Raw genomic sequence first — 25,551 nt, 5'->3', positions numbered from 1 at the left:
GAACTCGGCCGTCAAACGCACCAGCGCCCATGGTACTGTGTCTCAAGACACGGGAGAGTCGGTCGCCGCCAGGCCTGCCCAGCACAAGCAACTCATACATTCCCTCCTCACACACAGCGCTTCGGCGCGGGGTGGAGCAGCCCGGTAGCTCGTCAGGCTCATAACCTGAAGGTCGCTGGTTCAAATCCAGCCCCCGCAACCAACACGACAACAGACACACAGCCCGCTGGCCAACGCCTCGCGGGCTGATTGCTGTTTGCGCCCCTGCGAGACCGTCTTCCGCATTCTGCAGCGCCCTGGATCGCGGCAACTCCGCCGCGCGATGACGCCCGCCTGAAGGGGGAGGGGGCTTCTTGCCGTGCGAGTTCTGCGCCGATCCTCGCCCATTCGGCATTCGCCGATGCCTGGGCCGTGTCGGCGGCCGACGCTATAGGTCGAGCCGGGACGGGCCGCACCAAGCGCCCCGGCATCGGTGTGACGCTGCATGAAGGTTCGGGGGAACGTCACGATCACCACCGGCTCTGCCCCCTCGATGACAGGAGGCGAGAGACCGGAGCCTCCGCCAAGCGGGCCGGGCAATGCCGGCGAAGTGTTCCTCGTCTTTCTCAGGCTCGGCCTGACCTCCTTCGGCGGTCCGATCGCCCATCTCGGATATTTCCGGGAGGCCCTGGTGACGCGGCGTCGCTGGATCGACGAGGCGGGCTATGCCGATCTGGTCGCGCTCTGCCAGTTCCTGCCGGGGCCCGCCTCGAGTCAGGTCGGGTTCGCCTTGGGACTGCTGCGGGGCGGGGGACTTCTGGGCGGTCTTGCGGCCTGGACGGCCTTCACACTGCCCTCGGCCCTTCTGCTGCTAGCCTTTGCCTACGGCGCGAGCGCGATCTCCGGCCCGGTCGGCGGAGGGTTGATCCACGGGCTCAAACTCGTTGCCGTGGCGGTGGTCGCGCAGGCGGTCTGGGGCATGGCCCGGTCGCTCGCACCCGATCGGTCGCGGGCCTCTCTCGCTCTCGGCGCGCTTCTGCTGACGGTCTTCGCCCCGACGGCGTTCATCCAGATCCTGGCGATCGCCCTCGGCGCGATAGCGGGTCTCGTCCTCTGCCGCTCGGATGACGGGCCCGGCAGCGGCCCGCGCGTCGTTCCGGTCACGCGCCGGGCCGGCGGCGTCGCGCTCGCCCTCTTCCTGCTCCTGCTGATCGGATTGCCGTTCCTCGCACAGGTGCTCAGTGCCCACGCCCTGGCGGTGTCGGACGCGTTCTATCGCTCCGGCGCCTTCGTCTTCGGCGGTGGCCATGTCGTGCTGCCGTTGCTGCGCTCAGCTCTCGTCGAGCCCGGCTGGGTGTCGCCGGATGCCTTTCTGGCCGGCTACGGCGCGGCCCAGGCTGTTCCGGGACCGCTCTTCACGGTGGCCGCCTATCTCGGAGCGGTGGCACAGCCGGGACCGAACGGTGTCCTCGGCGCCGCTCTCGCACTGGTCGCGATCTTTCTGCCCGGCCTCCTGCTCGTCTACGGAACGCTGCCGTTCTGGGATGCCGTCCGGTCGCGGCCGGCGGCGCGGGCGGCGATGCGCGGAACCAACGCGGCCGTCGTCGGCATCCTGGGCGCGGCCCTCTACGATCCGGTCTGGACCGGTGCGGTCGGCTCGCCCCGCGACTTTGCCCTCGCCGCTCTCGCTTTCGTCCTGCTGACCGTCTGGAAGGCGCCGCCCTGGAGCGTCGTCGTGTTCACGGCCCTCAGCGGCCTCGCCCTCGCTTGGGTTTGAGCGCGCGCTCGGCTCAAGGCCCGGTGCGGCCCGGCGCGGGGCGATAGGCCTCCGCCGGGAGATCGCGCGACAGGCTCTCGCCGGTCGTGCGGCCCGGAGCCGGGCTCGGCATCAGGCCGCCGCCCGCGCCCTCGGCCGGCTTGGGCACATCGGTGATGTAGCGCTGTGCGCCCCCGGGCGGCGGGTTCGCGGCCGGCGGTTCAGTCGCCGGGGCGGCACCCTGCGGGGTGGTGGGGGCGAGGTAGCGCCGCCCGCCGCTGTCGGGCGGTGTCGGTGCCGGCGGCCGGAGCGGCGGCGCGGCCTGCGGTTGGGCCGGAGCCACGGGCGCCGGTTTCGGTGCAGCGTCAGGTGGCGCTTCGCTGGGGGCGGGCCGAGCGGCCTGCCTCTTCACCGGAGCCGGTTTTTCGCGTCGGACGATCGCGGGGCGCGGCCGGGCCACGGTCCGGGCGCCGGGCTCGCCGGGAAGACTGATGGTCATCCGCTCGACCGCGGCGACGAGATCGTCGAGGCTCGCCTGCGCCGTGCGGCACAGCCGGATCCGGAGTGAGAGGGCGCGCCGGCCCGCGGTCGGTGCCACCGACCCGTCGAACAGGCCGCCCCGGCTGGCGACGCGCTGGGCCGCGCTCGCCCGCTCGAACCATTGCCACGCGTAGAGGCAATCGGTGCCGAGCGCGAGGCCGACGGGTCCGTAGCCGTTGCGTCGCGGCGCGACCACGCGAAGGGGCTGGCCGGGGAAGCGGACGGCGATCTCGCCCTCGATGCCGAACTGGCTCGGCTTGGCGAGCCGCGGCGGGAAGGCGAGCAGGAGGTCGCCGGTCTCGTTGCGCAGCGCCACCTCGGCATGGTTGCGGCCGTCGCCGCCCTCGAAGCGGATGCGCTGGTCGAACCCGTCGCGCAGGCGCGTCTCGACCACGCCCGCGACCGGCCCGGCGCCGGGCAGGCGCAGTACCGGCGCGGATTGAGCCGAGGCGGACTGGATCAAGGCGGGACCGGTCAGCAGCAGAGCCGCCGCCGCGAGGGGCCGGAGGAGACGCGATCTCACGGAAAGCCCTTCCCGTTCGGCCCGGTCCCGGAGGAGAGGCGGGAGGGCACCGAGAAGCGGTCGCTCTCCGGGTTCGACGCGGCCCGGCCGCGCTCGGCCTGCTGGTCCTGCCACAGCGTACCGGGCGGCGCCGGGGAGAGCCCCTCGGGCTTGTCGAGGCCGTTATAGCCCGGCAGCAGGGTGAAGCCGTAGCGCTCGTAGGGCATCGGCCCCGCCCCGTTCACCCGCCGCGCCACCAGCGGCGGCCGCGCGGTGACGGGCTCGCGGGCGTAAGAGCCGGGCGCGACCGGTTCGGAGAGCGCCCGCTGCAGCGAGCCCGGCGGGTAGCGCAAGGGGTTGTCGAGGGGCACGCTCAGCGGAAACTCGCCGCGCTGCACCGCCGCCGGCACCGTGCCGGCCTGGGCACCGACGGTGGCGGCGTCCGGCCGCGGCACGCGCCCGTACGAGGGGACGTCGGGCTTCGGCTCGGCCTTCGCCTGCGCGGGCGGCCGGGCGGGCGGCGGCTGCGGCCCTGCGCAGGGCAGAGGCGGCCCGCCCGGATCCTCGCGGAACAGCATGTCGACGACCTTCGGAAACAGGCCGTCATAGCGGTTGACGGTTTCGAGATAGGGGCGCTGGCGCTTGAGACGCTGGAGCGTGAGGGCGTAGCCGAACACCGTGGTCTCGCTCGGCATCCAGGCGACGGCGCGCTGAAACCATTCGAGCGCCGTGTCGAACTGGCAGGAATTGTAGGCGTACCACGCCAGCCCCTGCGCGCCCTCGCCGGAGGCGGAGGCGATCACGACCTTGGCGTATCGCTCGATCCGGGCCGGCTCGATGAAGGGCGGGTTGGCCTGGGTCAGCTTGCGTTCGAGCACGTCGATGAACAGCAGCTCGTTGCCGACGAAGCGGTCGCGCCAAGCGTAAGCCACCTCTTCCGCCTCGCGCAGCATGTTGAGCTCGCGCAAGGTGTGCGCGAGGCCGTGGGCGACCATGGCGTCGCCGCCGCGGCCGATGGCGAGCTTGAACCATTCCAGTGCCTCGCGGAACTGGCGCCGCTTGTAGGCGTACCAGCCGAGCAGGCCGGTCTGGCTCGGGTCGCCGCTCTTGCGGGCATAGGTCTGGAAGGCGGTGAGGTCGGCGAGCGTCGGCGTCTGGGCCGGCTCGTCGTGCAGGAAGGCGGCGATGCGGGCGCGGGTGATGTCGAGGCGGATCGCATCGAATTCAGACACGCCCTCCGAGACGGTACGCCCCATGGCGATGAGCCGCTCGGCCCCATCCATCTTGAGATGGCCCATCGCCTTCTGGATCGTGGCAAGCCGCGCGCCCGCATCGGCGCTGCCGTCGAGGACGGACTTGTAGAGGTCGAACGCGTCCTCGGCCGCCCCCGTCGTGGCGAGCGCGTCGGCGATGATCCAGAGGCTTTCGAGGTCGGTCGGGTCGAGGGCGCCGGGATCGGCGCGGTAGAGCGCGACCACCTCCTCGGAATTCTTGCCCGAGGCGTTCCGCTCGGCGGCGGCCTTGATGCTGTTGCGGAACTCGGCCCGGCGGAGCTTGCGCGCGAGTTCCTCAGAGGGCTGCCAGTTCGGTTCGAGCGAGCGGCGGTTGGTGATCGCCGCGCGCAGGTCCTGGAAGCGCCCGGCGGTGAAGAGGTCCCACAGCGGTGCCTCCTCGGGCGGGCTCGGCTGCAGGGTGTCGAGGTCGGCGGGCTCGGTCCAGCCCGGATAAAGCCGCTTCAGCCGCGCGATCTCTGCCTTCATCCGCGCGGTCTGCTTCTGCGAGGCGTAGTAGCGCAGCGCGCTCTCATCGACCATGCCGGGCGTGCCGCCGGTCTCCGGATCGACCACGATCGCGGGGGCACGAGCCCCGTCGCCGTAAACGATGCGGGGGGCCTCGGGTGCCGGCTGGGCGCCCCCCTGGGCCGCGGCGGGCGCCGCTGCCGCGAGCAGGGCGAGGGCGAGGAGGGTGGGAGGCGTCAGGATTTCACGCATGACGGATACCGCATCCGGGCCGCGATCAGCGCGAGAAGGTGGAGGGTGGTGGGATAGTAGTTCTGATTGTCCTGCACCGTCCTTAACGGTTCGGGAAAGGGCGTGCCGTCGGCGGCGCAGGCGGTCAGCGCGGGAATCGCCGTGTAGCCGACCTCGCTCAGCCACTCGACCGGCTGCCCGTCACGGGTGTCGACGATCGGCAGGCGCTCGCGGTCGATGCCGCCCCACAACGTCTTGAACGGCGCGTAATCCTCGGGCCGCCCGATCCCGGCCCAGGCGAGATAGAGCGGCACGCGGATCGCGTTGTAGGAGAACAGCGGCGGAAAGCCGTCGGCGGGGCGCAGGGCCTCCTTGGCCGAGATCCACTCGGTCGGCAGACTGCTCGGGCCGAAGCGGGACTGGCGCAGGAAATCGAGGCCGCTGCGGATCAGCGAGGCCCAGTCGTATTCGGGCGCGACGATCGCCAGCCGCTGGAAGGCGGGAAACACCCAATAGGATAGGTTGATGAGCGGCCCGTCGGCGCGGTCGCGGGCAGAGAAGCCGGAGACCGCCGGCAGCAGGAGCGCCCCGTGCGGATCCTTGAACAGGATCGTCTTGCGGCCGAACTCGACGGCGATGCGGCGCGCGGCGGTGCGGTAGGACGGTTCGCCCCAAGCCTCCGCCGCCTCGGTCAGCGCCCAGGCCACCAGGATGTCGCCGTCGGTGGCGTTGTTCATGTCGGAGACCGCCGGACGGTGGTCGGGCGCCCAGCGCCAGGCCAGCAGCTCGTCGGAGCGCACCATCAGGTTGGCGCGGGTCCAGCCCCAGATCCGCTCGAAGGCGGCCCGGTCGCCGGCCGCGACCGCGATCAGCATGCCGTAGCCCTGGCCCTCGCTGTGGCTGATCATGCCGTTGGCGGTGTCAACGACCCGGCCCTGCTCGGTGACGAACCGCGCCCGGTAGGCACGCCAGGCCGCCTCGTCGCCGAGCGTGTTGGCGAGAGAGGGGCCGGCATCGGTTCGCGCCGGCGTCTCGGAGCGCGGCGGGCTCGGCAGGGCGGTGGCAGGCGGCACCGTGGTGGCCTCCGTCTGCTGAACCGACGGCTGCGCCGCCTGCGCAGGCGAAGGCGGCTGTGCGGGTTGTTGGGCGGGCTGCTGGGCGGTCGCCGGCCCGGCCGCCGCGAGGGCGATGACCCACCCGGCGCGGCGCAGGACCGCGCCGAGACGGGGATAGGCAAAGGCACGAGCACGAGACCGTGCGGGGGCGGGCCGCATCAGGAGTTCCTCCGGCCGAGCTGACGCACGAGCCCTGTGGTGGCGAGGCCGAGGCACAGGGCCATGAACAGCGTCATGCCGACATAGTAGCCGGGATTGAGGGAGAGCCAGGCCGCCGAGACCAAGCGGAAATTCGCGAGCGACCACGTGCGGGTCTCGATCAGCGCGACGCGGTCCGGCTCGACGGTGGTGAGAGTGCCGTCCGAGGCGTCGAGGAAGGCGGCGCGCCCGACGAGGCGGGTCCAGACCACCGGATCGACGAGGCAGGAGACCGACGCCTTGAGCATCGATGGGTTCGGGGCGGTCACGAGCACGGTGGTCTCGCCGAGCCGGGTCCCGCCGCTGTCCTCGGCGATGATCAGCGAGGCGCGCGGATTGATCGGCACGTCCGCCACCGGCGCCTCGATCAGGCCGGTGACGTCGCTGCGCAGCCGCAGCGCCCAGTTCGCGAGCCGGGTCCAGCCCTCCCGCAGAACCGTGGGCACGAAGGCGGCTCCCGAGAGGGTCTGGTCCCAGCGGGCCACGAGTTCCTCGTCGGTTTCCGGGGCCGAAGGCCGCGGAGGCGCGCGCGGCGAGGGCGCCGCGGCCACGGCAGGGGCGACCGCCGGTGCGGTGGGCGGCGTCGGCGTGGGCGCGACGCTGACCGGCACCGCGGCGGGCGGCAGGGCGCAGCGCATCGGCAGGTTGCGCCGCAGCCGGTCGAGGGTCAGTACGCCCTCGGGGCCGAACTGGCCCGGCGTGGCCACCGTCTCGGCTCGCCCCTGCCAGACGCGGCGGATCTCGTCGGGATCGAGGCCGACGGATTGGATCGTCACCGGGTTGAGGGCGCGGGCGGGTGCCACCACGAGCCGGGCGCCGCCGTCGGTGCCGCCGGCATCGGGCACGAGTTCGAAGTCGATCACGCGCTTGGCGGCGATGGCGAGGCGGGCGGCAAGGGTCGCTGCGGCATCCGCCGTCTCGCGGTCGGCGACCGGCAGCACGAGGCGCGGCCGCCCGCCCGATGCGGTGAAGGGGACGGCCCCCGCCTTGACTGCGGCGAGGTCGGGACTGCGCACGGCTCGCGCCAGCGCCGGGATTTCGAGGCGGGTGCGGTCGAGGAAAAGGAAGCGCGGCTGCCGCGCCGTCGGCGAGAGGGTGTCGCAGACCTTGTCGGAGGCGTTGGGCAACTGCGCGCTGATCTCGACGCTGTTCAGGCCCGGCCGCCACAGGCTCAACGGCAGCGGGATCGCCTGATCATCGAAGACCTCGCCGCGGGCATAGGGCAGCGGCACGCTGGCGGCGTTGCGGCCGTTGATGTCAACGACGATCTGGGCGCTCGAATCGAGCCCGGCGGCGTAGCCGCCGGCCAGATGCAGCATGGCCTTGCCGTAATCGGCGGGCACGAAATCGGCGGGAAAGCGCAGCTCGATCCGGGTGCGCAGCAGGCGTCCGTTGAACTCGCGGCTGGTGACGCCGAGGCGCTCCAATTCGAGCCGCTCGCCGCCCTGCACCTCGTAACCCCGGATCAGGGGCGCGAGCGTGGCGCCGGGCGCGCTGCCGCCGACGTCTCCTACCGCGGCGAGCTGGCCAATGGCCGCCCGCACGTCCTCGGGGCCGGGGCCGGTCACGACCAGCGTCGGCGCGCGGGTACTCCGCGGAGGCAGCAGCGCCAGCCGCGGCCCGGTGATCGGCCCGAGGTCCTCGATGCCCTCCGTGCCGCGGATCTCGGCGGCGGTGCCGACGAGCAGGTTGACGCCGTTGCGGCCGGAGAGCGGCGGCCCGAAGCTGACGGCGGGCCGGGCGAGCCGGCTCACCACGGCCACGGCCTGCACCGCGCCGATCATCCGCTCCAGCCGCGGCAGGGTCGGCTTCTCGTTGAGCAGCAAGCCGACCGGCAGCGCCCCGCTCTCGTCGGGCTCCAGGGCGGCCAGCGATTTCAGATCGAGATCGGCGGCGGGCGCGACCACCAGCCCGGAGCGGGAGGGGTCGATCTGGGTCCACAGCTCGTAGGTCGCCTCGATCCCGCAATCGACCCGGTGGCGCTGGCTCGCGGTCAGGGTGACGGCGTTGTAGCCGGCCTTGAGAACGCCGTCGGGAATCGCGAATTCCACGACCTTGACCGCGCCGGGCGCCTGGATCCGGGTCCAGCCGACCTTGGTGCCGTTGACGAGGCCGGTGAGTTCCGAGCCCTCCGGTGCCACCGAGATCGCCGAGAGATAGGAGACGCGCAGCCGCGCCCCGCCCCGGGCCTGCCCCTCGGTGAGGTAGACCGGGTATTGCAGCACATCCTCCTCGCCCGAGAGGCGGAAGCCGCGGGTGCCCGCGGGCAGGCGGCGGGCCGGGGCGATGGTGGCCTGCACCTGCGTGCGGCGGGCGGCGTCCGCGCCCTCCGCGGCGGGCGGGCGGCCCTGTGCCGTCGACGGTTGCGCGGGCGCTTGAGAGGGCGTTGCGTTCGGCTTGCGCAGGGCATCCCCGGTCGGGGGCACAGTGAGGCGCTCGGCCGGACCGGTCCCGAGGAAGCTCTGCGCCCGGGCGGCCGAACCCGCCGCGACCGAGCCCGCCGCGACCATGCAGGCGAGCGCCCAGGCCATCCGGCGCCACGGACCGAAGCCGAAGCGTGAGGGATGCCGCATTGCCATCCCTCTCACGCCGTGCCCGCTTCGCGACCGGAGCGCCCGCCGAGCGCGCGCTCGTTCTCGTAGTCGAGCATCATCCGCACCCAGTCGTTCGAGGCGCGGGCAGGGGTTTGGGCAGGGGTTTGGGCCGGGGTTGGGCCCGGAACCTGAGCCGCAGCCTGGGCGACGCCCGGTTCCGGCTCCCGCGCCGTCGGCAGAACGGCCTGGAGCGCGGGGGCCTGCACCGACGACGGAAGCAGCGGCTCGGGCAGGTTCGCCCCCGTCGGGGCCTGTTCCGGCGCATCGTAGATCGGCGAGGTGCCGTCGATCACGGGCGCGACGGCCGGGCGGGTATCGGCGGCGAAGGCGTAGCGCACGGCGCGTACCGGCTCGGAGAGTCCCCACCAGATGAATTGCAGCGTGCCGGTGAGGATGTCCTTGTGGCGGCGGCGGCGCATCTGGAAGCGGCGCATCGCCTCCGCGTCGCCGTACATCAGGCCGGCCAGCGCCACGTAATCCTGCGGGCGCAGGCGGCCGAAGCTGAGGCGGGCGAAGGCCTCGTCCTTGGTCCGCTCGATCCCTTCCAGGGTCACCGGCAGGGCGCCGGCCGGGCGCGCACCCTGAACCGGGACGACGGTGAGCAGGCCGGTCATGGTCCGGTGCCCGACCCCGGTCGGCAGCAGGGCGGCGGGCAGGCGCACCGTGCAGGCCTCCGCCGAGACACGCTCGATCGACACGTCGATGGCTCGGCCGCCCAGCGTGATCTGGCCGCGTCGATTGATGGCGAGCGAGGGCGTGCGCTCCAACTGGCGGCGCTCGGCGCAGACCCCGAGCGCGGCGCCCGCGGTGAGCAGGTTGAAGAAGTTCCACAGGCCGACCACCAGCATCAGGTTGGTCACGCCCGGCTCGAACAGGTAGCGCCACGCCGCCACCGCGCAGCCCGCCGCGAGCAGCCCGTAGACGGCGAAGAAGGGCAGCGAGGCCGACGAGAGGTGGTTGTGGTCGAGGCTGATGCCCTTGTCGGTGACGTTGAAGGTGGGCTTGCGCGGCGACCAGATCACCGAGACGATCGCCTTCGACAGATAGAGGCCCTGGACGTACTCGTAGAGCTCCGAAACGAAGGGCCAGCGGAATTTGCCGTAGACGTAGTTCTGCATCATCAGGTTGATGACGATGTAGGTCGCCGTGTAGGCGATCGACTCGTCGACGCTGGCGACGAAAATCTTCAGATCGAAGAAGATGTGCAGGAGCGGCGCGAACATGAAGATCAGCCGCGGCACCGGGAAGAACCAGAACGTCATGCTCGAGAGGTAGGCGATCTTCTGGATCGGCTTGAGCCCCTTCTGCAGTGCGGGGTTCTTCAAGAGCAGGATCTGGAACATGCCCTGGCACCAGCGCGAGCGCTGGCCGATGAAGGCCGAGAGCGTCTCCGGCTGGAGGCCGGCGATCAGGGGCTTGTCGACGTAGGCGCTGGTCCAGCCGCGGGAATGCAGCTCGAACGCCGTCTCGCAATCCTCGGTGATGGTGATTCCGGAGAACCCGCCCGCCTCGTCGAGCGCGGTGCGGCGCAGCAGGGCGGCGGAGCCGCAGAAGAACGAGCCGTTCCACTTGTCGAGCCCGCGCTGCGTCACCGCGTAGAACATCTCGTTCTCCGACGGCATCCGCTCGAAGGTCTTCAGGTTGCGCTCGATCGGATCGGGATTGAGGAAGGCGTGCGGCGTCTGGACGAGGAAGAGCTTCGGATCCTCGGCAAAGTAGCCGACGGTCTCGCTGAGGAAGGAACGGAAGGGGACGTGGTCGGCATCGAGCACGACGACGATCTCGCCAGTGGCGAAGGCGAGCCCGTTGTTGAGGTTGCCCGCCTTGGCGTGCTCGTTGCGGGCGCGGGTGAGATAGCGGCAGCCGAGCCCTTCGGCGAGCGCCGTCAGGTCGCGCCGCCGCTCGCGGGCGGCCTTGGCCTTCTCGGGATTCGGGTCGGCGCATTTCTGGTCCGACCCGCCGTCGTCGAGAAGCCAGACGGTGAGCTTGTCGGGCGGGTAGTTCATCTGGCGCGCGGCCGCCAGCGTCATCGCCAGGATGGCGGCGTCCTCGTTGTAGCTCGGCACGAAGACGTCGACGGTGGGCAGGTCGGCCGCACTCGCCACGGGGGGCGGGCGCCGCTTCAGCGGATCGGCGTTGATGATCAGGCTGACGAACAGGATGAAGACGCAGTACAACTCGCCGAGCAGCAGCAGCAGGCCGAAGCCGAAGCTGACCGGATCGCCGGGCGAGGGCAGCGTATCGGTGACCCGCCACAGGATGTAGCGGAGCACCACGAGGCTCCCGAGCGCCAGGAACACGAACCGGGTGCGCGGGCCGTCGAGGAACAGCCACAGCACGATCATCGCCGCCATGGCGGCGAGACTCATGGCGAGCTGGTTCTGGGTCCCGACCGGTTGGCTCAGCAGGACGAGGCCGGCGACCGTCGTTCCCATCCACGCCAGCCACCGCAGCGCACGTATCACACTTGCCACCCCTGCGTCGTCGACCGGTCCATCATGGAAATACGACGATTTCCAGATGCGTTCACGCGCCCGCCGCCCATCTCTGCGAACAGGGTTGATTTCGGGCCGCAGAGCATCCCGTCATCCGTAGGAAAATGCCCGCGACTTTGGAAGGACCTCCGCGAAAATCGCGCGCGATGTTAAGGAAATCATTCCTTTCGAGGCGGTCGCACCTCGATTGAGACAGGAGTACTTCGCGCTGAGTTGCAGCGGCAAGGCGGCGGATTGTCCGCGCGGCGTCGAAGCCTGGACCGCGTTCGGCACGCGCTCTCGGCGCGAGGCAGCGGGCCGGGATTCCTGGTTCGTCGAGGAAAGCGATGTGCGCGCCTGCCCCTCAGAAATTCGCCCGCGCCTCGATGCTCGAATAGTAGCCCGTGCCCTGCACCCGATCCTGCACGTAGCCGGCCGCGAGCGACATCTGGACGGGGCCGAAGCTCAGGCCGGAGAGGTGGGCGCCGACGCGGTACTGGCGGAAGAAGTCGTCGCCGAGGAACAGCGCCTCCGGGCCGATATAGACGCCGTCGGCAACCATGTAGCCGACCCGGAAGCGGGAATAGTAGGCGTTGAACTTGGTCGAGTAGGAGCCGTAGGCCGAGACCATGGTCCGGTCGGTCGGCGTCGCGTAGAAGTTGCCGGCGACCTTCAGGCCGACGCCGGTGCCGACCACCGGGTTGCCGGGGTCGGGGATCGAGAGCTGGTTGCTGCGGACGTTGAAGCCGATATAGCCGGCCAGCGCCGCGTCCCGCCAGATCCACTCGTAGCCGGCGAGCAGCGAGCCCTCCTGCTGGTAGCCGGTGACGCGCCCGCCGACGGACTGCCCGGGATAGGAGTAGGTGCCCGCCACGCCCTCGACGCGTACGCGCGCGCCGCTCACCGTCGGCGGGCTTCCCAGCGCCGTCGTCACCGTGACGGAGCCGAAGGCCGAGGAGTTGGAGGTGATGCTGGTCGAGCCGTCGACGGCCACCGCCCAGCTGTCGTCGACCGCCTGTGCCTGCGCTCCGGTGTACCAGTCGACGCCGGCCGCGGCGGGGGCCGGGGCCGGCAGGTCGGCGGCCCGGGCCGGGGCGGCGAACACGGCCGCGAGGCCGCAGGCAAGAATACAGAGATTCCCGGGAGTCCGTTGATGGTTGCGAGAACCCACAGCCATTCGATCCTCGGATACGCACACGCTACGCACCGATTTATCGGGGTCCAGGGTTAACAGGAGCCTCCCGAAAACTGAGAAAACTTCGATCGGTTTACTGGCATCTCGCCGGCGGACGTACCGTGAGCGCCGTCAGGCCGCCCGGACCTGCGGCGCCGCTGCGCTCAGCACTGCCGCGAGATCGTCGGGGCGGAACGGCTTGTCCAGTTGCAGGAATTGCCGCGCGGCGGCCGGCAAGTGCCCGTGGGGGCTCGCCAGGATGATGCGGATGTCGGGATAGCGCTCGACCACCGTCGCGGCGAGCTGGAGGCCGGTCATGACCGGCATCGACTGGTCGGCCACCATGGCGTCGTAGGCCGCGCTCTCGCACAGGAGCGCCAGGGCGTGCTCGCCCGAGGCGGCCTGGACCACCTCGTGACCGAGATCGGCCAGGGCCTCGGCCACGCTCGCCCGCACGAGGCTGTCGCTCTCCACGAGGAGGACCCGCAAGGCGGGCTGCCAGAGAGCCGGCTCCTCCGGTCGCCGCGCGGTGGCTTTGAGCCAGATCTCTGCGAGGAAGGCGTCCGCGCCGGTCCCGTCCGAAACGAGACGCCAGCCGGCGCCGATCTCGCCGAGGAGCCGGGCCACCGTCTCCAGATGTTCGGGACGCGACGCGTGCCCCCGGCGGCCGGGCTCGTGCTGCCCGCTGGCGATGAGCACGCGCACGTAGGGCCCCGGCGGCAGGCCGAGCCCGGTCTCCGCCTCATTCCCGTGCTCGGCCCCGTGCGCGGCGGCACCGACCGCGAAGCCGCGCAATCGGTGATCGCGGAAGTGGAAGGCGAGGTTGAGCAGGACGACCTCGAGGATGCGCTCGGCGCACAGCACCCGCGGCAGGTCGCCGGGGACGCGGTTGATGACCGGCACGTCGCGCAGCACGTTGGCTTCCATGAAGGCCAGCGCCGCCTCGACGCTCGCGCCGAGATCGCACTCGGCGATTCCCTCGTCCTCGCCCCGCACGAGGCTGAGCATCCGCCGGGTCATCGCCGCTCCGCGCCCGGCGCCCGCCAGCGCCGCATCGACGAGGCGCGCCGGCTCAGGCGCCAGGCCATGGCGGCGGCGCAGGGTGGCGAGATTGGCGGACACGATCGTCAGCACGTCGTTGAAATCGTGGACGATGCCGTCCGTCACCCGGCGCAGGACGGCGTCGCGCCGCCGCTCGTTCAGGCCGGCGGGCGTCTCCGAGACGCCGCCCTCGATCGCCCGGCTGAGGGCATGGATGCGGCGGCCGTCGCCGGCCTCGCGCAGGAAGCGCACCAGCACCCGCCGTTCCGCCTCGGGAGCGGGATCGGCTCCGTCGGCGCGGGCGCGCAACACCACGTCGTGCGGCCCGTCGGCCCGGCGCGCGGCGTCGAGCGTGAGGTCGAGGAGCGGACGATCCTCCGGCTCGAACCATGCGGCGAGGTCGGACAGGTCGGCGGCGTGGTCCGCGCTCGACGCCGTGCCGGTGCTGTCGGCATCCGACCAGACGACCCGGCGCGTCTCCGGATCGATCTCCCAGCAGGTCCAGCCGGACATCGCCTCGAAGGTCTGGAGGCGACCCTTGATCCGGTCGAGGCCGGTTCCCGCCAGCGCCAGCGCCGCCTCGCGGCTCTGGGAGCGGCCGGCGACCGCCTCGCTCAGCGCGGCGAACTCGCGCACCGGCGATGCGGCGGCCTCGTCCGGCCCAGCCTCGCCCGCCGCGAGGCGCTGCAGCGGCTGCGCCGCCCGGCCACCCAGGGCGTAGCCGAGCGCCCCGGCGGCGCCCACCACGGCCAGCGCCAGCACGAGGAGACGTCCGTCCGGGCGTTGGGCCATCGCCGCGCCCGGAGGCGCGGAGGCGGTCACCACCCAGCCGGGAGAGCCGAGTTCCCGCCCGCCCTGGACCGGTACGGAGGCCGAGCGGTGCTCGCCCCATGAGGTGGAGGCGGTGCCCGCGAGCACCCGCCCATCGGCGCCGCGCACGGTGAAGACGACCGCCTCGGGCAGGTCGAGCGCCCCGCGCAGGCGCGGGCCGATCTCGAGGAAGGCGGGGGCGGCGCGAAGCTGGATCCGGTCGGAACGGCCGGGCATCCCGAGAGACAGGATGACATCGAAGGGGGCCGTCTCGTCGCCGCTGTTGGTGGCGATGACGATTTCGGCGTTGCGCGCCCGCGCGAACCAGGGCTGACGGGCGACGCTGCTGCCGGTCCGGCGCGGATCGGCGGCGGCCCGCACGCTTCCATCCGCCCCGATCAGGGCGGCATCCCCGTAGCGCGGGTTGAGGGCGAGCCAGTCGCGCAGCAGGGCGGCGCGGTCGGCTTCCGTCAGGGCCGGGTCGCCGGGGCGCAGCAGCAGCGCGAGGGTTCGCGCATCCGCGACGCTGCCGTGAAGCTCCGTATCGACCGCCTCGGCGAAGGCCCGCGCGCCGGACTGGGCGGCTCGCTGCGCTCCGTCCGCGGCCGGGCCGGCGCCGAGCAGGGCGGTCCCGATCCAGGCGAGCAGCAGCGCGCCCGCCGCGATCAGGGCGAGCTGGGCCGCGTTCAGCACCTTGAGCGAGATCCGGACGGAATCCAGCATACGGGAGCTCCGCCGGCACAGCCGGCCGGCCGCAGAGAACCGGGATTGGCCTGCCTGCCCGATAGACGAGGGCGGTCAGCGCTTAAGGGCTGGTTAACGCTGGCCGCATTCCCCGCGATCGGCAGAGACGGTCCCTCGGATGAAGCGCGCCGCGCACGGTCCTGCGTGCGAAATACGCATCCGCTCGACCGGCGGGCGGACCGCAGCCCGAATCGGGCGCCACTCCGGTCAAGGCCGCTTCGAGGGTTTTGTGGCTTTTGTGGCATGGCCCTTGCCAGACGGCACCCGCCGGCCATGAGGGCCGGTGACGGCGAGCACGCGAATCCCCGCTCATGCCCCCGAGCGGACGATTCTCGTGAGCGGTTCCAACGGGATGGGATCGGCCTCGCCGTCTTCAAGGATGCGGAGCGCGAGATCGAGATGAACGCAATGGCCCTTTCCGTCGCCGTCGCCCCCGAGATGGCCGAGGATGCGCTGGCGGACCAACTGATCGAGATGACGGTCGAGGATTGCCAGCGTGCCTTTGCCGAGGGCCGCGTCACCGCGGAGGCGCTGGCGGCCGCCTTCCTGGCGCGGATCGAGACCTACAATCCGCGCTACAAGGCGCTCATCGTGATGAATCCGCAGGCACTCGACGACGCCCGCGCCATCGATGCCCGCCGCGCAGCGGGCGAGGCGCTGGGGCCGCTCGCGGGCGTGCCCGTGGTCATCAAGGACACGATGGACATGGCCGGCCTGCCGAGCACCGGCGGCTGGCACTTCCTGAGCGCCGAGGCCGGCGGCGTCGATCTGATCCCGGCGACCGACGCGCCGGTGACGGCGCGGATGCGCGAGGCGGGCTGCGTCATCCTTGGCAAGACCAACGTGCCGGTGCTGAGCCATACCGGCAGCCACGCCAACGATAGCTGGGCCGGCCCCACCCTCAACCCGGCCGCGCCCGATCGCATCCCCGGCGGGTCGAGCGCCGGCACCGCCACGGCGGTCGCCGCGAGCCTCGCCGTCCTGGGACTGGCCGAGGAGACTGGCGGCTCGATCCAGAACCCGGCCTCGGCGCAGGGGCTGGTCGGCATCAAGCCGAGCTTCGGCCTCGTTCCGAATGCCGGCGTGATGCCGCTCGCCGGCAGCACCCGCGACGTGGTCGGACCGATCGCCCGCTGCGTGCGCGACGCCGCGCTCACCCTCGACGCGCTCGCCGGCTACAGCGCCGCCGACCCCAAGACCGTGGCCGGCATCGGCAAGCGCCCGGCGGGCGGCTATACCGCGGGCCTCGATGCGGGCGCGCTGGCGGGCAAGCGCCTCGGCCTCTACGGGCCGGGCTGGCGCGATCTGCCGCTCTCGGAGGAGGCCAGCGCCCTCTATGCCCGCGCGCAGGCGGAATTGAAGGCCGCCGGCGCCACTCTGGTGGCCGACCCCTTCGCCGGAACGGGTTTCGCCGCCATCGCCGAGCCGACGCCGGGCCTCGTCTACTTCGACGCCCGCGGGTTCGAGTCCGCCCCTTACGATCTCCAGCTCTATCTGGAGCGGATGGGGCCGGACGCGGCGATCCGCAGCTTCGCCTCCTTTGCCGAGGCGACGAAAGCCGAGGACGCCTTCGCGCCGGGCGGCGTGCTGCACCCGATCACCAACCTGCCCGGGCTCGCGCCCTGCCTCGCCGACCCGGCGAGCCCGCCCGACCTCTCCGATTTCCTCGCCGCCCGCGAGGCCTATCTCGCCCTGTTCGACCGGGTGATGGCGGAGCACGGGCTCGACGCCCTGGTCTTCCCGCAGATGCGGGCGGAACTGCCGCCGCTGCACGGGCCCGGCACGCTGCTGGAGACCACAGTGTGCGAGATCAACATCGCCGGCCTGCCGGGGGTGACGCTGCCCGCGGGCGCCTACGCTTCCGGCTCGCCGTTCAACCTGATCTTCGTCGGGTGGATGTGGAGCGAGGGCGAGCTGCTCGCCTGCGCCTACGCCTACGAGCAGGCGACGCATCACCGCCGCGCCCCGGCTCTCGACGCCTGATTCTTCAAGTTGGGCAGCAGGCCCGTCCGGTTCCCACGGGGCCGGCGGGCTTGCCCTGTGATCTTGCCGTGCGGACCTGCCGTGCGGGCTTGCACGTTGTGGTCCCTGCACCCTGTGCATGTGTTGAAATTGTGCGCGACCGACCTGCATCCCCGGCGCTATCCTTGGCCTCAAAGGGGGACAGGGCCGGGATGCTGACCGATCATCGCCACGAGGAGATCCTCTCGCAGCTCGCGCAGACGGGGCGCGTCGGCGTCACCAGCATCGCCGCCACCCTGGCGGTCTCCGACGAGACCATCCGGCGCGACCTGAAGATGCTGGAGGAGCGCGGGCTCCTGCGGCGCATCCACGGCGGCGCCGTGCGGCCGCGCCTCGATCAGGAGCGCCCGCTCACCGAGCGCAGCGGGCTCAACAGCCGCGAGAAGGGCCGCGTCGCCGCGCTGGCCGAGGGGCTGGTGGAGGACGGGATGTCGATCTTCATCGACACCGGCACCACGACGCTGGCGCTGGCCCGCCGGCTCACCACCCGCAAGCTTACGGTGACGACGAATTCCGTCGACCTCGCGCTGCTGCTCGCCGACAGTCCGGCCCGGGTGAACCTGACGCCGGGCCGACTGCGCCCGAACGACAATGCGCTCGTCGGCTACGACACCGTGGACTACGCCCGGCGCCACTTCTTCGATCTCGCGATCATGGGCATCGCGGCCTGTGACCTCGCCCAGGGCTGGATGGATTACGAGGAGCACGAATCGGTCCTGCGCCGGGCGCTACGGGGCCAGACGCGGCGGGCGGTATTGCTCGCCGATTCCCGCAAGTTCGGGCGCCAGGCCAACCTCCAGACCTTCGATCTGGCCGCCCCGCTCACCGTGGTGACCGACCGGCCGCCGCCCGAGCCCTTCGCCGACCGCTTCGGCCGGCACGACATCGATCTGATCTGCGGATAAGGGCCTGTTCGGCTGACCTTCTCCGGCGCGCGCCCCGCTCCTCATGCTGAGGTGCCGAGCGATAGCTCGGCCTCGAAGCACGCCAGAACCGCCGATCCCTTGGCACCAGCCGACTGGGACAAGCGTCGCGGCGTGCTTCGAGGCTGCTGGCGCAGCACCTCAGCATGAGGATCGTGGTGATCGCCGGAACAGATCGATCACATCGGCTCCGAGACCGGTCCCGAAGCATCACCTTACGCGGTGATCCTCGGGCATGACGCCCTCACGGCGTCGGCAGCGTCGGCGTCACCTCGGGCGGGGTCTCGCGCACGGCGCGCAGCTCGTACCAGAGGGCGTTGAGCACGCCGAGTGCGGCGGCCAATCCGAGGCCGAGGATCCAGGCGAAGTACCACATCGTCGCGTTTCCTGAGGCGAGAGGAGGCCCCGGCGATACCGGGGTCGGGATCGTCAGTAGGCCGCCGAGCCCGGCGCGGTGATGTCGCGGTCCGAGACCTTGCCCCACAGCACCCGGTAGACCCAGGCGGTGTAGGCGAGAATGATCGGCAGGAAGACCACCGTCGCGATCAGCATGTTGCGTAGCGTCGCCCGGCTGGAGGAGGCGTCGAACACGGTAAGCGCGTGGCCCGGATGCGTGTTCGAGGGCAGGATCACCGGGAACATCGACAGGCCGACGGTGGCGATGATGCAGGCGATGCCGAGGCTGGAGGCCAGGAAGGTTAGCCCCTCGAACCGGGCGCGGAAGCCGAGCGCCGCCAGCAGCGGGCCGGCGATGCCGGCGAGCGGCACCAGGGCGAGCGCCGGATGCGCCCGGAAGTTGGCGAGCCACGCGCCCGCATCCGCCACGACCTCCTTGGTCAGGGGATTGGACGGGCCGTCGCCGGGGAGCGGCGTGACCACCCGGTATCCGCCGAAGGCGCCGGCCCAGATCAAGAGGCCGCCGAGGGCGAACAGGGCGGCGGTGGCGAGCGCGGCTTTCAGCCCGATGGCGCGGGCGCGCTCGGCGACCGGTCCCTCGGCCTTGAAGGCGAGCCACGCCGCGCCGTGCGCCACCAGCATCGCCAGTGAGACGAGGCCGCACAGCAGCGCCAGAGGGTTGAGCAGGCCCAACAGGCTGCCCGCATAGATCGGGCGAAGGTCGCCCGTGAAGTGGAAGGGCACGCCCTGGAGCACGTTGCCGACGGCGACGCCGAAGATCAGCGCCGGCACCGCGCCGCCGACGAACAGCGCCCAATCCCAGCGTGCGCGCCACACCGCGCTCTCGCGCTTCGAGCGGTACTTGAACGCCACCGGCCGCAGGATGAGAGCGAACAGCACGAGGAACATGGCGAGGTAAAAGCCGGAGAAGCTCAGCGCGTAGAGCGCCGGCCACGCGGCGAAGATCGCGCCGCCGCCGAGCACCAGCCAGACCTGATTGCCTTCCCAGGTGGCGGAGACGGTGTGGATCGCCACCCGCCGCTCCACGTCGGTGCGGCCGACGAAGGGCAAGAGGGCGCCGACGCCGAGATCGAAGCCGTCGGTGAGGGCAAAGCCGATCAGCAGCACGCCGAGCAGCACCCACCAGATCAGGCGTAAGCTTTCGTAGTCCGAGAGAAGGGCGAGCATGGAAGGAGACTCCTCGGGGAGGGGCCGGCGCGACGGCGGGGCCGGCGATCAGGAGAGGAAGGGCTACTCGGCGGCGACGAGGCCGGCCTCGTTCCGGTTGGCGCCGGCACCGGGGAAGAGGGCGGCCGGGTCGTCGGCCAGCGTCTCGGGGCCCTTGGCGATGGCACGCAGCATCAGCTGCACCTCGATCACCGCCAGCACGCCGTAGACCAGGGTGAAGCCAACGATGGTGATGAGGAGCGAGGGAATGCCGAGTTCCGAGGTCGCGAGCGCGGTCGGGAGCACGCCCTCGATGATCCAGGGCTGGCGGCCGAACTCGGCGACGAACCAACCGAACTCGATCGCGATCCAGGGCAGCGGCAGGGCGAAGAGCGCGGCCCGGAACAGCCAGCGCGGCGCCTCGGCCTCGCGGGCTGTGTACCAGAGCGCGGCGCCGAACAGGGCGATCAGCAGGAACCCGCAGGCCACCATCGCCCGGAAGGTGAAGAACAGCGAGGGCACGTGCGGCACGGTGGACCACGCCGCCCGGTCGATATCCGCGTCGGTCGCCTTCAGCGGATCGCCGATCAGCGGCTTGAGAAGCTGCGCGTAGCCGAGATCCTGTTGCGTCCGGGCGAACTCGGCGCGGGCCGCCTCATCCTTGCGGTCGGCCTTGATCCGCTCGAGGGCGGCGTAGGCGACGAGGCCGTTGCGGATGCGGTCCTTGGCGTGCGCGACGAGTTCGGTGATGCCGGGGATTTCGGTCGTCAGCGAGCGGGTGCCGATCAGGCCCATCGCGTAGGGAATGTGGAGCGCGTAGCGGGTGGTGCGGTTCGCCAGATCCGGGACGCCGAAGGCGGTGAAGGCGGCCGGAGCGGGCTCGGTGTGCCACATCGCCTCCATGGCGGCGAGCTTCATCTTCTGGTGGTCGGTCACGGCGTAGCCGCTCTCGTCGCCCAGCACGACGACGCTGAGCGCCGAGGCGAGCCCGAAGGCCGCTGCGATGGCGAACGAGCGCTTGGCCAGTTCGAGATGGCGCCCGCGCAGGATGTAGAAGGCCGAGACGCCGAGCACGAACACCGCGCCGCAGACATAGCCGGCCGAGACCGTGTGGACGAACTTCGCCTGTGCCACCGGATTGAAGATCACGGCGGCGAAGTCGGTCACCTCCATGCGCATCGTGTCGGGGTTGAAGGCGGAGCCGACCGGGTTCTGCATCCAGCCGTTGGCGATCAGGATCCAGAGCGCGGAGAAATTCGTGCCGAGCGCCATCAGCCACGTGACGACGCAGTGGCTGAGCGCCGAGAGCTTGTCCCAGCCGAAGAAGAACAGCCCGACGAAGGTCGCCTCCAGGAAGAAGGCCATCAGGCCCTCGATGGCGAGCGGCGCGCCGAACACGTCGCCGACATAGTGCGAGTAGTAGGCCCAGTTCATGCCGAACTGGAACTCCATGGTCAGGCCGGTGGCCACGCCCAGGGCGAAGTTGATCCCGAACAGGAGGCCCCAGAACTTGGTCATGTCGCGCCAGATCTTGCGGCGCGTCATGACGTAGACCGTCTCCATCATGGCGACGAGAATCGACAGTCCGAGCGTCAGCGGCACGAACAGGAAGTGGTACATCGCCGTCAGCGCGAATTGCAGGCGCGACAGATCGACGAGCAGCGGGTCGGTCATGGGAGACTCCTTGTCCGACACCGCCTCTCGCGCCGCCGCGCTTTTGCATCCTTGACGCAGATCAAAGCCGCTCGCGCCGCGCCCGCCGCACAAGGCGGCATGACCCGTCGATCCCCCCGCGCCCGATCCGCACCCGAACCCGCGGCGCTCACCCTCGCCCGCGGGGCGGCGCGGGCCGGCCTGTCGCGCCTCCACGGGCTCCAGGCCCTGCGCTGCGCCGTGACGCTCGGGCTCGCCGTGGCGCTGGCGCGGCTCGCCGGGGGGCTGATCGAGACAGGCGAGCTCGACGGCCTCGCGTTGGGCGTCGCCGGGACCTGCCTCCTGGCGGGCGCCGGCCTGGCGCGCACGATCGAGGCGCGCGGCGCTGCCCTGGAGGCGGAGGTCGCCGTCGCTCTCGTCGATGCCGCCGAGGCGCGGCTCGCGGCCATGCCGGCGCGTAGGGCCGCCGACCTGCCCCGCGGCGCGGTGATCGCCGGCCTGCAGCGGCATCCCGGCGCGCTCGCCCGGCTTGTCGTCGGCCACGCGGCGGCGCGCAGGATGATGGCGCTCGGGCCGGTGCTAACGGCGGGGGCGGTCGCCGTCGTCTCGTGGCAGGCGGCGCTGGCACTGCTGCTGGCCACACCGGTGATGATCGTGTTCTTCGCCCTCGTCGGCGGCATGATCCGCGAGCGGGCCGCGGCCCAGGAGGCGGCGCTCGGGCGGCTCGCCACGCAGTTCGCCGACCGGGTGCGGAGCCTGCCGACGATCCTGTCCGCCCATGGCCTGCCCCGCGAGACGGCCAAGCTCGACCGGCGGCTCGAGGCTTACGCCGGCGGCACCATGGGCGTGCTGGCGGTGGCCTTTCTGAACGCGGGCGTACTCGATTTCTTCGCCTCGCTCGCCATCGCGATCCTGGCCGTGTTCCTCGGCCTAGGCCATCTCGGGCTCGCCGAGGTGCCGGGCTTTGCCGGTCTGGCCCTGTGGCAGAGCCTGCTGATCCTGCTGCTCGCCCCCGAATACTTCCTGCCGTTCCGCCGCTACGCGGAGCTCTACCACGCCAAGGCGGAGGGCGAGGCCGCCGCCGACGCGCTCGCCTGGGTCATTTCGGAAGACGCCGAAACGGTGCCCGCATGCGGCGCCGTCCTCGCGGCGCCGGGCGCCCACGGCCTCGACCTGCCCCATGCCGGACCCGTCGCCGATTTCGATCTGCCGGAGACCGGCCTCGTCGCGCTGACGGGCCCGAGCGGAACCGGCAAGTCGACCCTGCTGCGGGTTCTGGCCGGCGTCGAAGCGCCGCTCGCCGGGGCTTTTCGCGTGCCGGATCAGGACCATCCGGCGACCTGGGTCTCCCTCGACACGCCGATCCCAGCCGGCACGCTCGGCGTGGCGATCGCGGACGGTACGCCCGCGACGCCCGAGGCGGTGGCGGCGGCGGCCGCGGCGCTCGGCCTGGACAACGATCCGCACTGGCCCGGCGGCCTCGACGCCCCCGTGCGGGCGGGCGCGGAAAACCTCTCCGGTGGCCAGCGGGTTCGCGTCGCCGTCGCGCGCCTGCTGCTGCGGCCGGGCCCCGCCTTCTGCGACGAGCCCACCGCCAAGCTCGATCCCGACAACGCCGCGCGGGTGCGCCGGGCCCTGGCGGTCGCCGCCCGCACCCGCCTCGTCGTCGTGGCGACCCACGATCCGGTGCTGGCGGCGATGGCCGACCGGCGCATCGCCCTTGGGGCTCCCGTTTCCGAGAGGCAGGCCGCGTGATGCCCACCCGTTTCGACACTGCGCCCGCCGGCTCGAACCGAACTTGGCGCCTCGCCTTCGCCCTCGCGGCCCTGGCGCTTGCCGCGAACCTCGCGCTCGCCGGCACCGCCGTGAGCTTCCTGGCGGCGGTGGCCCTGGCCGGGGCCGGGCCGACGGCCTTCGCCTTCAACTTCCACCACCCCGCCGCCCTGGTGCGCCTGTTCGCGATGCTGCGCACGGCCTCGCGCTACGGCGAGCGCATGGCCGGCCACCGTGCCGCGCTGAGCGATCAGGTCCACCGCCGCGCCGGCCTGTTCGCGGCGCTGGCGCGGGCGCCGGAGAGCCGCGGCGCCGGCTGGCAGCTCGGCCGCCCAGAGCGGCTCGCCGACTTCATCGACGACGTGGCCGATGTCGATTACGCCCGGCTGCGTGTCGGCTTTCCCCTCGCCATCACCGGTGCGGCGCTCGCCGGCCTCACGCTGCTGACCGCCTTCATCGCACCCCTTGCGGTCCTTCCCGCCGCCGCGCTCGCGCTGGCCGGGGGGCTCGTCGCCCGGCGCACGCTCGCGCGGCTCACCGCAACCGAGGCTTGGGTCCGAAACGCGCGCCGCACCGCCGCCACCGCTCTCGGAGCCGCGCTGGCCGGCGCCGTGCCCCTTGAGGCCGAGGGGCGGCGCGGCCCGGCCCTGCGGATTGCCCTCGACCCGCTGCGCGATGCCGAGCGCGAGGCGGCCTGCGGACGGCGGGCGCTGGCCCGGTTCGAGGCCGTGCTGGCGCTGGCCGGCCCGATCCTCGCCCTCGCCGTGCTCCTCGCCGCCTGGGGTGCGGGTGCCCGCGGCACCGCGCTCCTGCCCGCCGCCTTCCTCGCCTTCGCTTGGCTCGCGCTGGCCGAGCCGATCCTGGCCCTGCCGCGGGCACTGCTCGGCTCCGTCCGCGCCCGCCTCGCCCGCCCCTCCCTCGCCGTCGAGGCGGGCGCCGCCGGAGAGCCGGCACCCCGGCCCGGTCCGGCCCGCGGCGCCCTGATCCTGCACGGCCTGCGCTTGCGGACGCCGGACGGGCGCGACCTCGGCCCGGCGCCCGATCTCGCGGTCCTGCCCGGCACGCCGCTGACCCTCGTCGGCGCCAGCGGCTGCGGCAAGACCACCCTGCTGAAGGCGCTGGCCGGCTGGAGCGCGGACGAGCCCGGCGAGACGATCCGGCTTGCCGGCACCGCCCGTTCGGCCGCCGAGCGGCGGGCGCTGGCGCATCTGAGCCTGCATGATGCCGCGATCCTCTCCGACACCGTGCGCGAGAACCTGTTCGCGCCGGGCGCCTCCGACGCGGACCTATGGGCGGCGCTGGAGGCGGTCGAACTCGACGCCCGGATCCGCAGCGGCGGCGGTCTCGATGCCTGGATCGCCGAGGGCGGCCTGTCGCTCGGCGAGGCGCAGCGCCTCAACCTCGCCCGCGCGCTCTTGAGCCCGGCTCCGGTCATCCTGCTCGACGAGCCGGCCGAGCATCTCGGCGACGATCAGGCCGCGCGCATCCTCACGCGCCTGCTCGCCCGGTGGCGCGATCGCGTCGTCGTGCTGACGAGCCACCGCCCCGATCTAAGGCTGCCCGGACGCCGGGTCACTCTCGGGCGGGATTGAGGAGGGCCGACGCGGGATCGCGCCCGCCGCCGTATCCGGGAGGCGGCCGCGTCACGCCTCGGCCGGCGCCTTGTGCGATGCTTCTCGCGCGGCTGATTCCGAGGCGACCAAGATCGGTGCAACGATCAGGATAACAACGCGAACGAAGACAGGACACGTCCGGCAGAAAGATCTCGCGCCCGTCGCCGTAACGCGGCGGCCTGATCCGTCCCTCATCCTCGGCGCGCTTCGGCCGATTCCGGTTTCGACTTCACAAGCGGCGCGGGCGCAGGCTATTGAAACGGCTTGAGCGTGCTGCGGGCGGGAGGTCTCCGATGCAAGGCTCTGCCGAGAGCAGCGGTGTCCAGCCGATTTCCGTCGGACACGCCTGCATCCACGACCGGTCGGAGAGCGGCTGCGCCGCGTGCAAGGTCCGCCTCGTCAGCGTCTGCGCCGCCCTGACGCACGAAGAACTCGCCGGTCTGGAGGCGCTGAGCCAGCCCCTCCATCTCGACCCGCGCCAGGCCCTGTTCCAGCAGGACGACCGGGCGGGCGCCGTCTACAACGTCACTGAGGGCGCCTTGCGCCTGTCGCGCCTTTTGCCGGACGGGCGGCGGCAGGTGATGGGCTTTGCCATGGTCGGTGACTTCCTCGGCCTCGCGCTGCCTGAGCGGTTCACCGTCACCGCCGAGGCGCTGGCGCCGACGACGCTGTGCCGGTTCGAGCGGCGCGCCTTCGCAGGCCTCGTGGCGCAAACCCCGCACCTGCTGCAGCGCCTCTACGAGCGGGCCGGCCACGAGCTGACGCTGGCACAGGATCACATGATGTTGCTCGGCCGACGCACCGCCGAGGAGAAGGTGGCGAGCTTCCTGCTTGGCCAGCGCGCGCGCTACGGCCGCATCGGCCACGACTCCGTCACCGTCGAGCTGCCGATGGGCCGCCAGGACATCGCCGACCATCTCGGCCTCACCATCGAGACGGTGAGCCGGATGCTGACGAGGCTCGACCGGGAGAAGGCGATCCTGATCGTGCCCGGCGGGGTGCGCTTGCTGGACCCCGCCCGACTCGAACATCTCGCGGCGAACTGAGGCCCCCTAGCGCATCGTCCCGAAAGGTGGCCACCGGCTTTCGGAAAAAGGCGATGCGGGA

16 protein-coding genes and 1 tRNA gene are annotated in these 25,551 nt (G+C 72.0%); 7 read left to right on the top strand and 10 right to left on the bottom strand.

The window, feature by feature from the left end; genetic code table 11:
• Positions 1-125: 125 nt before the first annotated feature.
• Positions 126-202: transfer RNA gene (locus tag MFF24_RS21230), tRNA-Met, on the top strand.
• 330 nt (positions 203-532) lie between these two features.
• Positions 533-1,756 (top strand): chromate efflux transporter, encoded by a 1,224-nt coding sequence (gene chrA / locus MFF24_RS21225; protein ID WP_238227294.1) that lies wholly within the window; start codon positions 533-535, stop codon positions 1,754-1,756.
• 13 nt (positions 1,757-1,769) lie between these two features.
• Here chrA and bcsN read toward each other — a convergent pair whose 3' ends face one another.
• The 7 genes from bcsN to MFF24_RS21190 all read right to left on the bottom strand — a co-directional run bounded on the left by bcsN (position 1,770) and on the right by MFF24_RS21190 (position 14,876).
• Positions 1,770-2,798 (bottom strand): cellulose biosynthesis protein BcsN, encoded by a 1,029-nt coding sequence (bcsN, locus tag MFF24_RS21220; protein WP_238227284.1) that lies wholly within the window; start codon positions 2,796-2,798, stop codon positions 1,770-1,772.
• Positions 2,795-4,768, bottom strand: coding sequence for a hypothetical protein (locus MFF24_RS21215; protein ID WP_133091258.1), 1,974 nt, complete (start codon positions 4,766-4,768; stop codon positions 2,795-2,797). Before MFF24_RS21215 ends, bcsN begins: the two co-directional genes overlap by 4 nt.
• Positions 4,753-6,021 (bottom strand): family 8 glycosyl hydrolase, encoded by a 1,269-nt coding sequence (locus MFF24_RS21210; protein ID WP_238227282.1) that lies wholly within the window; start codon positions 6,019-6,021, stop codon positions 4,753-4,755. Before MFF24_RS21210 ends, MFF24_RS21215 begins: the two co-directional genes overlap by 16 nt.
• On the bottom strand, positions 6,021-8,639 hold the full coding sequence (locus MFF24_RS21205; RefSeq protein ID WP_238227273.1) for a cellulose biosynthesis cyclic di-GMP-binding regulatory protein BcsB: 2,619 nt from the start codon (positions 8,637-8,639) through the stop codon (positions 6,021-6,023). Before MFF24_RS21205 ends, MFF24_RS21210 begins: the two co-directional genes overlap by 1 nt.
• A gap of 5 nt (positions 8,640-8,644) precedes the next feature.
• On the bottom strand, positions 8,645-11,128 hold the full coding sequence (gene bcsA, locus MFF24_RS21200; protein WP_283214533.1) for a UDP-forming cellulose synthase catalytic subunit: 2,484 nt from the start codon (positions 11,126-11,128) through the stop codon (positions 8,645-8,647).
• Between the two features lie 364 nt (positions 11,129-11,492).
• Entirely contained in the window at positions 11,493-12,305 is an 813-nt protein-coding gene (bcsS, locus tag MFF24_RS21195) for a cellulose biosynthesis protein BcsS (protein WP_108939339.1), read from the bottom strand.
• Positions 12,306-12,434: 129 nt separating this feature from the next.
• Entirely contained in the window at positions 12,435-14,876 is a 2,442-nt protein-coding gene (locus MFF24_RS21190; protein WP_238227268.1) for a response regulator, read from the bottom strand.
• 420 nt (positions 14,877-15,296) lie between these two features.
• Here MFF24_RS21190 and MFF24_RS21185 point away from each other — a divergent pair, with 420 nt between their 5' ends.
• Together MFF24_RS21185 and MFF24_RS21180 are read left to right on the top strand one after the other, a co-directional pair.
• A complete protein-coding gene (locus MFF24_RS21185) occupies positions 15,297-16,880 on the top strand; it encodes an amidase (protein ID WP_238227266.1) in 1,584 nt (527 codons plus the stop codon).
• Positions 16,881-17,071: 191 nt separating this feature from the next.
• Positions 17,072-17,824, top strand: coding sequence for a DeoR/GlpR family DNA-binding transcription regulator (locus MFF24_RS21180; protein WP_108939337.1), 753 nt, complete (start codon positions 17,072-17,074; stop codon positions 17,822-17,824).
• Between the two features lie 262 nt (positions 17,825-18,086).
• On the opposite strand, the gene cydX is transcribed toward MFF24_RS21180, so the two are convergent.
• From cydX to MFF24_RS21165, 3 genes are all read right to left on the bottom strand, one after another.
• Positions 18,087-18,218 (bottom strand): cytochrome bd-I oxidase subunit CydX, encoded by a 132-nt coding sequence (gene cydX / locus MFF24_RS21175; RefSeq protein WP_108939336.1) that lies wholly within the window; start codon positions 18,216-18,218, stop codon positions 18,087-18,089.
• A gap of 53 nt (positions 18,219-18,271) precedes the next feature.
• On the bottom strand, positions 18,272-19,426 hold the full coding sequence (cydB, locus tag MFF24_RS21170) for a cytochrome d ubiquinol oxidase subunit II (RefSeq protein WP_238227258.1): 1,155 nt from the start codon (positions 19,424-19,426) through the stop codon (positions 18,272-18,274).
• 63 nt (positions 19,427-19,489) lie between these two features.
• Complete coding sequence (locus tag MFF24_RS21165) at positions 19,490-21,079, bottom strand: cytochrome ubiquinol oxidase subunit I (protein ID WP_238227256.1); 1,590 nt, start codon at positions 21,077-21,079, stop codon at positions 19,490-19,492.
• A gap of 99 nt (positions 21,080-21,178) precedes the next feature.
• Here MFF24_RS21165 and MFF24_RS21160 point away from each other — a divergent pair, with 99 nt between their 5' ends.
• The 3 genes from MFF24_RS21160 (at position 21,179) to MFF24_RS21150 (ending at position 25,490) form a co-directional block, all read left to right on the top strand.
• Positions 21,179-22,813: an ATP-binding cassette domain-containing protein gene (locus MFF24_RS21160; RefSeq protein ID WP_238227254.1), complete on the top strand. Its 1,635-nt coding sequence runs from the start codon at positions 21,179-21,181 to the stop codon at positions 22,811-22,813.
• A complete protein-coding gene (locus MFF24_RS21155) occupies positions 22,813-24,423 on the top strand; it encodes an ATP-binding cassette domain-containing protein (RefSeq protein WP_238227252.1) in 1,611 nt (536 codons plus the stop codon). The genes MFF24_RS21160 and MFF24_RS21155 overlap by 1 nt, the downstream gene beginning before the upstream one ends.
• A 314-nt stretch (positions 24,424-24,737) precedes the next feature.
• Positions 24,738-25,490 (top strand): Crp/Fnr family transcriptional regulator, encoded by a 753-nt coding sequence (locus MFF24_RS21150; RefSeq protein ID WP_133091248.1) that lies wholly within the window; start codon positions 24,738-24,740, stop codon positions 25,488-25,490.
• The last annotated feature ends 61 nt before the right edge of the window (positions 25,491-25,551 follow it).

This window comes from Methylorubrum aminovorans (assembly GCF_022179725.1).
GTDB classification, from domain to species: Bacteria; Pseudomonadota; Alphaproteobacteria; order Rhizobiales; family Beijerinckiaceae; genus Methylobacterium; species Methylobacterium aminovorans.
This window is presented reverse-complemented; position numbering and strand designations above follow the sequence as displayed.

Excerpts from the sequence above, each read along its gene's own strand:
- chrA (WP_238227294.1), top strand. The coding sequence starts at position 533 with ATGACAGGAGGCGAGAGACCGGAGCCTCCGCCAAGCGGGCCGGGCAAT.
- MFF24_RS21215 (WP_133091258.1), bottom strand. The coding sequence starts at position 4,768 with ATGCGTGAAATCCTGACGCCTCCCACCCTCCTCGCCCTCGCCCTGCTC.
- MFF24_RS21210 (WP_238227282.1), bottom strand. The coding sequence starts at position 6,021 with ATGCGGCCCGCCCCCGCACGGTCTCGTGCTCGTGCCTTTGCCTATCCC.
- MFF24_RS21205 (WP_238227273.1), bottom strand. The coding sequence starts at position 8,639 with ATGGCAATGCGGCATCCCTCACGCTTCGGCTTCGGTCCGTGGCGCCGG.
- bcsS (WP_108939339.1), bottom strand. The coding sequence starts at position 12,305 with ATGGCTGTGGGTTCTCGCAACCATCAACGGACTCCCGGGAATCTCTGT.
- MFF24_RS21190 (WP_238227268.1), bottom strand. The coding sequence starts at position 14,876 with ATGCTGGATTCCGTCCGGATCTCGCTCAAGGTGCTGAACGCGGCCCAG.
- MFF24_RS21185 (WP_238227266.1), top strand. The coding sequence starts at position 15,297 with ATGAACGCAATGGCCCTTTCCGTCGCCGTCGCCCCCGAGATGGCCGAG.
- MFF24_RS21180 (WP_108939337.1), top strand. The coding sequence starts at position 17,072 with ATGCTGACCGATCATCGCCACGAGGAGATCCTCTCGCAGCTCGCGCAG.
- cydX (WP_108939336.1), bottom strand. The coding sequence starts at position 18,218 with ATGTGGTACTTCGCCTGGATCCTCGGCCTCGGATTGGCCGCCGCACTC.
- cydB (WP_238227258.1), bottom strand. The coding sequence starts at position 19,426 with ATGCTCGCCCTTCTCTCGGACTACGAAAGCTTACGCCTGATCTGGTGG.
- MFF24_RS21165 (WP_238227256.1), bottom strand. The coding sequence starts at position 21,079 with ATGACCGACCCGCTGCTCGTCGATCTGTCGCGCCTGCAATTCGCGCTG.
- MFF24_RS21160 (WP_238227254.1), top strand. The coding sequence starts at position 21,179 with ATGACCCGTCGATCCCCCCGCGCCCGATCCGCACCCGAACCCGCGGCG.
- MFF24_RS21155 (WP_238227252.1), top strand. The coding sequence starts at position 22,813 with ATGCCCACCCGTTTCGACACTGCGCCCGCCGGCTCGAACCGAACTTGG.
- MFF24_RS21150 (WP_133091248.1), top strand. The coding sequence starts at position 24,738 with ATGCAAGGCTCTGCCGAGAGCAGCGGTGTCCAGCCGATTTCCGTCGGA.